12 protein-coding genes are annotated in these 12,256 nt (G+C 44.8%); 9 read left to right on the forward strand and 3 right to left on the reverse strand.

Going from position 1 to position 12,256, the window contains the following annotated elements; all coding sequences use genetic code 11:
• Nucleotides 1–187: 187 nt before the first annotated feature.
• The 7 genes from hutH to ACFQWC_RS19770 all read left to right on the forward strand — a co-directional run bounded on the left by hutH (nucleotide 188) and on the right by ACFQWC_RS19770 (nucleotide 8,405).
• Nucleotides 188–1,720 carry a histidine ammonia-lyase gene (gene hutH, locus ACFQWC_RS19740; protein WP_341357161.1) on the forward strand — a complete coding sequence of 511 codons (1,533 nt, stop codon included), beginning with the start codon at nucleotides 188–190 and terminating at the stop codon, nucleotides 1,718–1,720.
• The gene (hutU, locus tag ACFQWC_RS19745; protein ID WP_377108876.1) at nucleotides 1,713–3,383 is read left to right on the forward strand and encodes a urocanate hydratase; all 1,671 of its coding nucleotides are present in this window, start codon (nucleotides 1,713–1,715) and stop codon (nucleotides 3,381–3,383) included. The genes hutH and hutU overlap by 8 nt, the downstream gene beginning before the upstream one ends.
• A gap of 1 nt (nucleotide 3,384) precedes the next feature.
• Entirely contained in the window at nucleotides 3,385–4,671 is a 1,287-nt protein-coding gene (hutI, locus tag ACFQWC_RS19750) for an imidazolonepropionase (RefSeq protein ID WP_377108877.1), read from the forward strand.
• Nucleotides 4,649–5,599: a formimidoylglutamase gene (gene hutG / locus ACFQWC_RS19755; RefSeq protein WP_377108878.1), complete on the forward strand. Its 951-nt coding sequence runs from the start codon at nucleotides 4,649–4,651 to the stop codon at nucleotides 5,597–5,599. Before hutI ends, hutG begins: the two co-directional genes overlap by 23 nt.
• A gap of 302 nt (nucleotides 5,600–5,901) precedes the next feature.
• A complete protein-coding gene (locus tag ACFQWC_RS19760; RefSeq protein WP_341357157.1) occupies nucleotides 5,902–6,468 on the forward strand; it encodes a sigma-70 family RNA polymerase sigma factor in 567 nt (188 codons plus the stop codon).
• Entirely contained in the window at nucleotides 6,461–7,786 is a 1,326-nt protein-coding gene (locus ACFQWC_RS19765) for a hypothetical protein (protein ID WP_377108879.1), read from the forward strand. The genes ACFQWC_RS19760 and ACFQWC_RS19765 overlap by 8 nt, the downstream gene beginning before the upstream one ends.
• 298 nt (nucleotides 7,787–8,084) lie before the next feature.
• A complete protein-coding gene (locus ACFQWC_RS19770) occupies nucleotides 8,085–8,405 on the forward strand; it encodes a hypothetical protein (protein WP_377108880.1) in 321 nt (106 codons plus the stop codon).
• Between the two features lie 67 nt (nucleotides 8,406–8,472).
• Here ACFQWC_RS19770 and ACFQWC_RS19775 read toward each other — a convergent pair whose 3' ends face one another.
• Nucleotides 8,473–8,796 (reverse strand): hypothetical protein, encoded by a 324-nt coding sequence (locus tag ACFQWC_RS19775; RefSeq protein WP_377108881.1) that lies wholly within the window; start codon nucleotides 8,794–8,796, stop codon nucleotides 8,473–8,475.
• 305 nt (nucleotides 8,797–9,101) lie between these two features.
• The gene (locus tag ACFQWC_RS19780) at nucleotides 9,102–9,329 is read right to left on the reverse strand and encodes a hypothetical protein (protein WP_299744213.1); all 228 of its coding nucleotides are present in this window, start codon (nucleotides 9,327–9,329) and stop codon (nucleotides 9,102–9,104) included.
• A gap of 201 nt (nucleotides 9,330–9,530) precedes the next feature.
• Between ACFQWC_RS19780 and ACFQWC_RS19785 the strand changes: the two genes are divergently transcribed.
• Together ACFQWC_RS19785 and ACFQWC_RS19790 are read left to right on the forward strand one after the other, a co-directional pair.
• Nucleotides 9,531–10,418, forward strand: a complete 888-nt coding sequence (locus tag ACFQWC_RS19785; RefSeq protein WP_299744216.1) for a helix-turn-helix domain-containing protein — start codon at nucleotides 9,531–9,533, stop codon at nucleotides 10,416–10,418.
• A 42-nt stretch (nucleotides 10,419–10,460) separates the two neighbouring features.
• Complete coding sequence (locus ACFQWC_RS19790; RefSeq protein ID WP_377108882.1) at nucleotides 10,461–11,153, forward strand: hypothetical protein; 693 nt, start codon at nucleotides 10,461–10,463, stop codon at nucleotides 11,151–11,153.
• 69 nt (nucleotides 11,154–11,222) lie between these two features.
• Here the strand turns inward: ACFQWC_RS19790 and tagU are convergent, their stop codons facing one another.
• Nucleotides 11,223–12,152 carry a polyisoprenyl-teichoic acid--peptidoglycan teichoic acid transferase TagU gene (tagU, locus tag ACFQWC_RS19795; protein WP_341357152.1) on the reverse strand — a complete coding sequence of 310 codons (930 nt, stop codon included), beginning with the start codon at nucleotides 12,150–12,152 and terminating at the stop codon, nucleotides 11,223–11,225.
• Nucleotides 12,153–12,256 lie beyond the last annotated feature (104 nt).

The raw sequence follows: 12,256 nt of genomic DNA on the forward strand, positions 1-12,256 counted from the left end.
TGGAATTTTGAGTCAAGAGACTCTTTAGGGGGTGGACATGGAAGAGTTGGAGGTCCGTCCCAGAGTGGTTTAAAGCGTTAAAGAACGAAAAAGCAAAGATAGCGATTTAGAGGGGTATAGCGACACTGAGGTTGTGAAGAGACAACTTACAGAGGTCCGTCCCTAAAAATATGAAGAGGTGATTGTAATGGTGGAGTTGACGGGTTGTAGTTTGAGTTTGGATGAGGCGAAGAGGGTTATTTATGGGAAGGAGCAGGTGGAGCTTTCGCCGGTTAGTATGGAGCGGGTGCGGAAGAGTCGCGAGGCGGTTGAGCGGATTGTGAAGGAGAAGCGTGTGGTGTACGGGATCAACACGGGCTTTGGGAAGTTCAGTGATGTGTTGATCGATGCGGATGATGTGGAGGAGCTTCAGCTTAACTTGATCCATTCCCATGCATGCGGTGTGGGTGATCCGTTCCCGGAGAATGTTTCCCGTGCCATGCTTCTACTGAGATGCAACGCCCTTTTAAAAGGGTACTCAGGTGTGAGACCGGTCATCGTCGAACGCCTGGCAGAATTCCTCAATAAAGGGATCCATCCAGTCGTGCCACAGCAGGGTTCACTGGGAGCAAGCGGCGACTTAGCACCACTTTCCCATTTAGCACTCGCTCTGATGGGAGAAGGAGAAGTCCATTATAAAGGAGAAGTCCATCAAACCCTTCCTGTCCTTTCAAAAGAAAATATCTTCCCTATCCAGCTTCAGGCAAAAGAAGGATTGGCACTCATCAACGGAACGCAAGCGATGACGGCAATGGGGGTCATCGGATACCTGGAAGCAGAGGAACTTGCCTTCCAAAGCGAGATGATTGCAAGTCTGACCTTAGAGGGACTTAGAGGAATCATGGATGCCTTCGACGAAGATATTCATTTAGTAAGAGGCTATCCTCAGCAGGTCGCTACGGCCGAAAGAATCCGGGATTACCTGGAAGACAGTAAACTGACAACGAAACAAGGAGAACTCAGAGTCCAGGACGCCTATTCGTTACGATGCATCCCACAGGTACATGGAGCATCCTGGCAGGCACTTGACTATGTAAAAGAAAAGCTTGAAATCGAAATGAACGCGGCGACAGATAATCCGCTGATCTTTGATGATGGGGAAAAAATCATCTCAGGTGGGAATTTCCATGGACAGCCGATCGCCTTCGCCATGGATTTTATGAAGATTGCCATAGCAGAGCTAGCAAACATTTCTGAAAGACGTATCGAACGATTAGTGAACCCGCAGCTGAATGATCTGCCGCCGTTCCTGAGTCCACAACCTGGTCTCCAATCCGGTGCCATGATCATGCAATACTGTGCCGCATCACTCGTATCCGAAAACAAAACACTCGCCCATCCGGCCAGTGTCGATTCCATCCCATCATCCGCCAATCAGGAAGACCACGTCAGCATGGGAACAATCGGATCACGACATGCCTACCAAATCTTACAGAACACAAGAAGAGTCCTGGCCGTCGAACTCATCTGCAACCTACAGGCAGCAGAGCATAGAGGGACGGACCTCCTGGCCAGCAAAACACGACAATTTTATGAAGCAGCGAGAAAGGTCATTCCTTCCATTACAAAGGACCGGATCTTCTCGAAAGATATAGAAAAAGCCAACCAGTGGCTGCAGCAAACAACACTGAGCACGCTCATCAAACCAACCAAAACAAAGGAGGAAACGACAAATGGTTAAAGCAAACAAACGCATCGTACACGTAAAAAGAGGGACGGACCTTGAATGTAAAGGATGGGAGCAGGAAGCGGTACTCCGCATGCTCTACAATAACCTCGATCCCGAGGTAGCGGAAATTCCGGAAGATTTGGTCGTATACGGTGGTATCGGAAAAGCGGCCCGTAACTGGGAGTCCTTCGACGCAATCGTTCACACGCTCAGAAACCTGGAAAACGACGAAACCATGCTTGTTCAATCCGGTAAACCGGTTGGTGTGTTCAAAACCCATAAAGCGGCTCCAAGAGTCCTTCTTTCTAACTCGGTCCTTGTACCGAAATGGGCAAACTGGGAGCACTTCCATGAGCTGGATCAAAAAGGCCTCATGATGTATGGCCAAATGACGGCGGGAAGCTGGATCTATATCGGGACACAAGGGATCCTGCAAGGGACGTATGAAACGTTCGCAGCACTTGCGAAGAAACATTTCAATAACTCACTTAAAGGAACCATCACACTTACAGCTGGTCTAGGTGGAATGGGTGGTGCGCAGCCACTGGCCGTTACGATGAACGGTGGAGTCGTGATTGCAGTAGACGTTGATGCAGAGCGCATCCAAAAGCGTCTTGACACGAAATACTGTGACGTGAAGACAGATTCCATCGATGAAGCACTGATGATGGCTTATGAAGCACGTGACCAGGGCAAGCCTCTTTCCATCGCTTTACTAGGAAACGCGGCTGAAGTTCATCATGAACTGTTAAAACGTGACGTCAAAATCGATATCGTGACCGATCAAACATCAGCACATGATCCATTGAACGGATATGTACCTGAAGGCTATTCACTGGCGGAAGCAACAGAGCTTCGCAAACAGGACCCGAAAGCCTACACAACACTTTCACAAAAAAGCATGGCTAAACACGTGGAAGCAATGCTTGAGTTCCAACATAGAGGTTCCATCGTATTCGACTACGGCAACAACGTCCGTCAGGTAGCGAAGGATGAAGGAGTCGACAATGCCTTTGATTTCCCTGGCTTCGTTCCAGCCTACATCCGTCCATTATTCTGTGAAGGAAAAGGACCTTTCCGCTGGGCAGCTCTGTCAGGAGATCCTGAGGATATCTATAGAACGGATCGTTTGATCAAAGAGCTTTTCCCTGAAAACGAAGCATTGAATCGCTGGATCGATATGGCACAGGAGCAAGTGGCATTCCAAGGGCTGCCTTCCCGTATTTGCTGGCTGGGGTATGGCGAGCGTGTGAAAATGGGTCTTGCCATCAACGAACTTGTCCGAAACGGAGAACTGAAAGCGCCGATCGTCATCGGCCGTGACCATCTGGATTGCGGATCCGTTGCTTCACCGAACCGTGAAACCGAAAGCATGAAGGACGGAAGTGACGCAGTAGGAGACTGGGCAATCCTGAACGCCCTCATCAACACAGCGGCAGGCGGCTCATGGATCTCCTTCCACCACGGTGGCGGAGTAGGAATGGGGTACTCTCTACATGCTGGTATGGTCGTCGTTGCAGATGGGACGGACCTTGCTCAAGAACGTCTGGAGCGAGTCCTGACAACAGACCCGGGAATGGGCGTCATCCGCCACGTCGACGCGGGCTACGACATTGCAGAAAAAACAGCCGAAAAACACAACATCCACATCCCGATGAACAAAGGAGGAGAATAACATGACAACAGAAAAACACTTCGATACCATCATCGACAACATCGGACAGCTCCTTACGATGGATCAGGGGGACGGACCTCTAAAAGGCGAGGAAATGAGTAAACTCAAGGTTTCAGAGCACGGGGCACTGGCTATCAGGGACGGACTTGTCGCGTGGATCGGAACGCATGAAGAAGCACAATCCCTCAAAGCGACGGAACGTATCGATGCAGAAGGAAAGCTCGTCACACCAGGTCTTGTTGACCCACATACTCACCTGGTCTTCGGCGGCTCACGTGAACACGAAATGGCCCTCAAGCAGCAGGGAGTGCCATACTTAGAGATCCTGAAACGCGGGGGAGGCATCCTATCTACAGTAGGTGCCACCCGCGAAGCATCAGAAGAAGAGCTGCTCACGAAAGCTCGCTTCCATTTAAACAGGATGATTTCATACGGAGTCACGACTGTCGAAGCGAAAAGCGGCTACGGCCTTGACCGTCCAACCGAACTAAAACAGCTGAGAGTAGCCAAACAGCTGAACGAATCGCACCCGGCAGACATCGTTTCCACATTCCTTGGAGCACACGCGATCCCACCGGAATTCAAAGGTCGCTCCGATGAATTTTTAACGGAAATGCTCCACCTGCTGAACGATATCGAAAAAGGTCAGCTGGCTGAATTCGTCGATATCTTCTGTGAAACAGGGGTATTCACAGTAGAACAATCCCGCGAGTTCCTGAAAAAAGCAAAAGAAAAAGGCTTCTCAGTAAAAATTCACGCCGACGAAATCGATCCACTCGGCGGAACGGAAATGGCAACCGAGATCGGAGCCACGAGCGGTGACCACTTAGTTGGCGCATCTGAAAAAGGCATCCAGGCACTGGGTGAAACCGACACGATCGCGGTCCTACTGCCAGGCACATCCTTCTACCTGAACAAAGGCAAGTTTGCTAACGCAAGAGGCATGATGGAAGCGGGGGCCGCGGTAGCCCTGTCAACCGACTTCAACCCGGGGAGTTCACCAACAGAGAACCTACAGTTCATTATGAATCTTGCATCCTTGCAACTGAAAATGACGCCGGAAGAAATTTGGAACGCCGTCACCGTCAACGCTGCCTATGCCATCAACAGAGGAGACTCGGCAGGAAAGCTGATAGAAGGACGTAAAGCCGACATCGTCCTGTGGGATGTACCAAACTATCATTACGTTCCATACCATTACGGGGTCAACCACACCCACACTGTCATGAAAAACGGCCGCATCATCTACCGCAAGGAGAAGCTTCATGAGCACATTTCAACACATTAAGCAGTCGGGTAGAGCACAATTTAAAGACCGCTACACAACGAAGGCAGCTGAACTCCTGACATCATGGGGAGAAGGAATGAAAGGGGACATCGCCATCATTGGCGCCCCCCTCTCCAAACCCTCCATCTCCCACTCAGGGGCAAGCTTCGCACCCGATGCAATCAGACGCTGCCTGAACTCGTTTACGACGTACAACATCGAAAGAGGGACGGACCTAGCCGAAGCCAAGAAAGCTATCGTCGACTTCGGGGACATCACCATGCACCCAACCTCGATAGAAGACTGCCATCAACGAATCTATGAGTCAGTCAAAGACGCAACGAACACAAACGCAGCACCCTTCACCATCATCCTTGGAGGCGACCACTCCATCACAACATCAACGGTCAAAGCCATCAAGGAAACCAAAGGTACAGTAGGTATCATCCAATTCGATGCCCACCATGACCTGCGGAACACGGAAGATGGAGGCCCTACCAATGGGACACCTTTTAGAAGGTTATTAGAAGAGGGGCACATCAAGGGTGAGCACCTGATTCAGATAGGTATCCGCAATTACGCCAATGCTAAAGCCTATCATGACTATGCCGTTGAGCAGGGTGTTACAGTTTATACCATGAAGGACGTTAGACAAAACAACTCGTCGATCGCAGAACTCATCCAAGACGCCATAGCCCAATTAGAATCCCAGGTCGATACCATCTACCTCTCAGTAGACATGGACGTCCTCGACCAGGCATACGCACCGGGCTGCCCGGCAATCGGTCCAGGAGGCATGCACCCGGACACGTTAACGGAAGCGGTTCAAACCGCCCTGCAGCACCCTAAGGTAACCACCATGGACATCGTGGAAATCGATCCGACACTCGACATCAGGGACATGACAAGCAGAATCGCTAGCCTCTTGATCATAAATTCATTAATCTAACCAAGGTCCGTCCCTCACTCACCGCTTTAACGCATTGAGGGACGGACCTTCCTTTTCGGTGCTGATTAAGAATAATACATGTAAAGACGCATCCCAATATAAAGGATGCGTTTTTTCTATTAAACTAAATACAAGAAAAATCATCTAAAATTGAGACACACTTCCTACCGGTCGCGTCTAATGAATGAATAACTGACAAAAATGTAAAAAAATACATTAAACTTATAAAGAGAAGGGACGGACCTGGTTCCAGTGTGGAAACGGAAAATCGGGTTTCCCGTCCACTCGGGGGAGGATAACAAATGGATGAAGTGATACAACATGAGAAGGGGGGAGTGATGCAGATGGAGGTAAGTGAGGAAAGGTTGATTGAGAGTTTAATTGATGAGTATGAAGTACAGGTGACGAAATTGGTGTATCTCTATGTGAAAGACTGGCCGGCTGCCCAGGATATTACTCAGGAGGTTTTCATTAAAGCCTTTCATGCCCTCCATCAGTTCAATCATAAATCCTCTTACAAAACGTGGATTTATAGAATTGCCATTAACTTATGTAAAGATTATAAGCGCTCGGCTTATTTCAGGAAAAATACGATCGTACATACATTTCATACCATTCTTAAAAAAGAGACGTCCGTTACACCGGAACAAGAACTCATAACGAGCGAAGACAATGAATCAGTTGCCTCTCATGTATACTCACTCCCCCTGAAATATAGAGAAGTCATACTATTATATTACTATGAAGAATTAACGACTGGGGAAATCGGAGACATGCTCGGGATCAATCCTTCGACGGTTCGAACGAGGCTGGACCGGGGAAGAGAGAAGCTGAAGAAAACAATGGGAGGGAGGATTCCCAATGAATAAGGACCCTTTGCACAATATAAAGGATGAAATAGAGCGTGAAGTATTCAAGAACACCGAGCCTGTCAGTCAAAAAAGGGCCATCTTGACAAAAATAAGGAATGAAAAACAAAAGAAATCATCGGTCAAGTCCATCTTCATCAATCTTGGCGTCCCTTTATGCATCATCCTGATCCTTTCTATCCTGGGCAGCAGCTATCTGTTTAAGGAAGATTTGGTGAAAGAAAATGAAAAAGAAATACAAGAAGAGACTACAGATCAACTCACATACGTACCAACTGACGAGTGGGATGAAAAGATAATAGATGAAAAAGCCTCCATCAGAAAATCGGCGACACCCGTCGATGATGTGAAAGAGAATCAGGAGCAAGAAGCAGAAGCAGAGAAAGTGCCGGAGAAAAAAGAAGAGGAAGACAAGAATGAACCGGCGGATACACCACCTCCACTCCCTGCCTTTGATTTTTCTATGATCCTGAACAATCCAAATGCTTTCAAGGAAAAAGCAGCCAATGGAACGTTCGTCGGAACTTCCTTTACGATTGGAGATTCCATGGAAGGTATACAGGAGATATATAAGGACAAGTACAAGAATCTCGACACCAAGAAGGGTCACAAAGGATATGATCGGGTTGAGGATTATCTCCTTTACTTCCAAGATGAAAAGACACTATTGGAGGTCCGTTCCAATATCAGCCCGTCTTATACATTGGACCAGGTCATTGCGACCCTGGGTGAACCGTATTATTTCATGAATGCATTGGAAGGTGTATATTCAGCGAATTATTTATATGGTGATTATATGGTGGAAATGCAAATACAAGGTAATAACAAAATTAAGCCAAATTCAATGGAAGAGATCCAATTCATTGATCGTGAATCCGTTATTACTTCGGTAGCTCTTTTTAAGAATGACGGAGGTTCAAAGTCTCTGAGTAAGGATATAAAGTATCTCGGAGAAGAACCGACGGAATTCCGTACTGAATGGTTCAATGAAGCGAGAGACTATATCGTGGAAAATACAGTATCCCACGCAGTCATCCTCCATTCTCAAAAGAGCCCTTTGGAATTCAACATCGTCGTCCCACAGGAAACACCGGAGGACGAAATGAGAGCCATAGCAAACCAATTCCTGAAGAGATTGACGGATGTTTCGAACGATGCGATCGAAGAAGGAACAATATGGAATGATTACACTTATGTGATTCATATTGAGAATAGTATAGACGGTTATTACGATACGGGATTGAGCAACTCGAAAAGTACTCATGAAGGGGGGTATCCTGATATCAATTGGATGGGCGATTTACAATCCATTGAGTAAGGTCCGTCCCTCATACACCCGGACATATAAACGGAACGGTTCAAACCCTGCTGCATACCGAAATAATCTCCACGGAAAAGGTGGAAATCGATTCTACACTCGCGATCAGAGCTTGATAAGCAGGGTAGTGGCTCATCTCGCCATTGAAACACTTATATAAAGAGCTTTGGCCAATGCCAAAGCTCTTTTATCGTACTTTTGGGAAGGTACTATATAAATATTTAAATTAGAAGGATTTTACTGTGGAAAAGGTGAAATGAAACAGAGGTAAGATTCAATTAAAATAAGAGGAACTCATATGATAACAGCGATTATAGGAATGATCTATGCCATACTGTTCCTGCTACTTGCCTCCGTCATCGTTGCAGTGCTCCCTGCTTTACTCTGCAAAAAGAAAATGACATTCGAGGGTAGGGTAGGAATGGAGGCCGCGTTATGGAGCTTATGCTCGATAGTAGTATTAATACTCAACTTGAATTACTTTTTACTGAACTCATTTGCCTATGCAGCCCTTCTTATCAGTGGAATGAAGATAGTAGCACTGCCGGTCTTAGTCAGGTTAAAACAAACGAATAGAAGAAAGTATATCGTTTTTAAAAGAATGATGAGAAAGTTTTAAAGTCGAAGGTGCAAAAAGAGACTGCCTCATAATAAGACAGCCTCTTCAATCTAATCTAAACAAAACCTTAGTTACTAATTCTTTCCCGCGCCATGTCATAACCAGAATGAATTTCTTTCATCCCGATCACTTTCAGGAAGTGTCGGAGCTTGTTCATACAGGGTTCTCCAAGGTCACCTGCAATCTCGAACTGATCAATGACGGCACACTTTTCAACTTTAGCGATCGTCACGCTTTGAGATTTGCGGTATTCCACATTGTTGTTGATGGCATAGGTGGATACCATGGCTTGCCCGACCTTACAATCACCTTTGGAAAATTCAAATTGGAATTGGATCGACATATCCAAATCCGAGTATAGAGGATTTACTTTCATGCTTATGTTATTCATCATGAAGCCCCCTTTCTTTTATTGTACTTTTATCCTATCAAATTTTATTGAATAAGGTATTTGGCACCAGAAAGCAATACAGGGGATATTTGTTTTGAATTAACGGCGATAGGTCTCGTTTTCACCATTAATATAACTCGAGGCATATTCTTAAAAGAATATTTTGAGGGACGGACCTGTGTGTTACTCTTAGTGTAGGGGAGTTTCTCCATTTAGCGGCAATGTTGATCCGAAAGAAATGAAAACCCTTACTTTGCGGGCTTCAAAGAAATAAAAAAGCCTCCAGGCTCTGGAGACGAATAGTATTAATATACAGGTGGTAGTTCTTTCTTCGCGTATACAGGCGGTAATTCTGCAGCTGTTTCCACGCTCGATTTAGAATAAACAGGTGGAAGTTCTGCTGCCACATCTGTACTTGATGGAGAATATACAGGTGGAAGCTCAGCTGATTGAATGGAAGTGGCCTGAACGGCTCCAAAAGCTCCTAAAAGTAAGGCAGAAGCGGTAGCGAATGTTAACAAACGTTTTTTCATGGGTATTTCCTCCCTTTTTCAAATAGAGTAATTTTAGGTATCATTGATTATAGAGTTATAATAATATTAAACCATATATTAAAAATGTGATGAGAGGCATTCTAGGGGCTTATGGACCATTTTTAGCACCTAAAGATAGCTCATTCGCTTTTTTTGAAAGAAAAATATAATTATAGGAATATTTTTTTAGGAGAGATGTAAATGGACTTTAGTGTTGTAGGTCAAAAGATAAAAGAATTACGTAAGAACATCGGTCTTTCCCAAGAAGAGCTGGCGGAAGGAATATGTACCCAGGCTCAGATCAGTAAGATTGAAAAAGGTGATGTGTTCCCTTACGCCTCAACACTATTCTTAATATCAAGGAAGTTGGGTGTAGACGTGAACTACTTCTTTGATATAGGAATGACACCCCGTTTAGACTATGTACAAGAAGTCAGCAAGCAGCTTCAGATCGCAAGAAGAAGCATGAACTATAAGGAAATGAAAGAAATCGTAACAGCAGAAGAAGAGAATCCTCTGTTCTTTAATAATAATCGGAATCTTCAGTTACTTCAATGGCATAAAGGAATTTATCAATACGAGCTTAATAAGAATGTGGAGAAAGCAGAGGAAATCCTGAGAGAAGCCATCTCTTTGTCCCATACGACAGATAAAATCTGGACAGAACGTGAAATTGAGATCCTTCTCACCATTGGGGTCATGTATTCTGAAGAAGGAGATTGGAAGAAGGCTCTCGAAATCTATCAGGAAGTGAAAACACATATCCTTGCTCTTCCCAATCTTCATGACTTCACGCTTAGAACAAGACTTTACTACAATATCGCCAGAGTCCTTACACGATTGAAGAATTTTGATGAGTCCATCCAGTATTGTAATGAAGCGATCGATTGGTGTGTACTGAAAGACAATATGTACCTTTTGGGAGAACTTCACTATCATATCGGCTACAACTATGAGCTTCAAGGAATCCTTAAAGACGCACAGAAATACATGCAGAAGGCACTCATCGTATTCGAGCTTCAAGGTGACGACAAGTTCATTCAATTTATCCGCAGTAAAATTGAAAACTTCACACCCATTAGAGAGTAACCGCATACAAAAAATCTAATTTAAGATTTGGGTGAAGAGACAATGGATCATAAAAAAAGAAAAAAATTCTTATTCATAAGTACTTTCTTAGTGATTTCAGGCATCATCATCATTCTCTTAGTAGCTTACTTCCTAATCCAATCCGTTAGAGAAACCTTCTACCAGAACGCCTTTGATAAAAGATATGATTTCGTCTCCTTACAAGAAGAGGGTATGGTCGATGCAGTCCAAGTCTTTCATGGTGTGAAATTGAATACGTATGTGGAAAGTGAAAGCAATCCTGCCACCATCATCTTTGAAATAAACGATGAAGTGGAGGCGAAGCTGAAAGGGCATAAGGTACATCCTGAAGAAGAAGGGATGAAACCTTACTCAGGCTTTATTCATTACAAGCTAATGAAGGATAACCAAACAGGAAAAGAAGCATTTATCGCCAGCCTGGACACGACTCCTTCTAAAGAGGACGACTCAACGACCAGCTTCAGAACCTATACAATCAATGAAAATGGAATCGTAAAGAAGAGTGACTTTACCGAGGATACGAAATCAAAGCTTGAGACTCAGTGGATAAAAGGAATCTCGGATGAAACCCATGGGTATTATACGGACTTACCTTATCAAGATGGGGCAAAAGCGTCGCTGCTCTTTCTCTCGCTTTTGGGTCTACTCTCTATTGCAGGTGGTGTCTGGTTGGGAAAATCACTATTAATCAAAGAAAAAGGGGCAGCTGCATAATGTATCTGTCCTTTTACCTTTCCCGTCCAAAATAAAAAACCGACCCCAAAAAGGCCGGTTTCATCCATATCAATTCAAATCCAAATGATCCTTCAAATCACTCTGTACTTTTTGTTTCTCTTCTTCAGGAACGATGTAGTAGTAAATTCCGCCAAGTTTGGCACCTTCACCGGCAATTTGACTTTGAGAAATATCTTTTGTCGCCGATTTGTAGTTCTTCTGTATGTCGACCATCTCATCAAGGGTCAGGTTTGTTTTCACGTTCTCCCCAATGGCTCCAAAGATATCTCCATAGTTCCATAGGGACGATACGCTGGCGCCTTCTTTAATAACCGCCTGGATGACTTGACGTTGTCTTGCCTGACGACCGAAATCTCCACGTGGATCTTGTTTTCTCATACGAGCATAAGCAAGAGCTTTGTCGCCACTTAACGAAAGCTGGCCTTCATTAAAGGTATAGCTACCAGAAGAGAAAGTGAATTCATTATTTACGGTTACTCCACCGACAGCATTTACAATGTCCTTGAAACCTTCCATATTGATCTTTGCATAATAATCAATCGGAATATCCAGGAATTCTTCTACTGTGTCCATGGCCATTTCGACGCCACCGAAAGCGTAAGCATGGTTGATTTTATCTTCCGTTCCCCTGCCTACGATTTCGACGAGTGTATCACGAGGTATACTTATCATCTTCGTTGTTTTCTCGTGAGGGTTCACCGTCACGACAATCATAGAATCTGAACGACCTTTGTCGCCATCTCTTTCATCTACTCCTAACAGTAAAACAGAGAATGGGTGTTTTTTATCGAATTTTACTTCTTCCGTTCGCTTCTCAGACTTCGGACGGTCAATATTTTCATTCATCGTTTCAGCTGTCTTATTCAATGAATGATAAATTGAATAGGCGTAACCGCCGACAGCTACTAGTAATAGAAGAACGATGATTCCGACGACTTTCGGCCACTTGCGCTTTTTGTGATGTTTATCTGCTCTCAAAATGTTTCCCACCTATAAATAATAAATTTTACACATAAGAAAAATATACTAGAAATAACGGCAAAAGGGAATACATTAGTAAATTTTTGTCTGTTTATGTCAGA

This window comes from Rossellomorea sp. GCM10028870 (assembly GCF_042666755.1).
Classification (GTDB): Bacteria; Bacillota; Bacilli; order Bacillales; family Bacillaceae_B; genus Rossellomorea.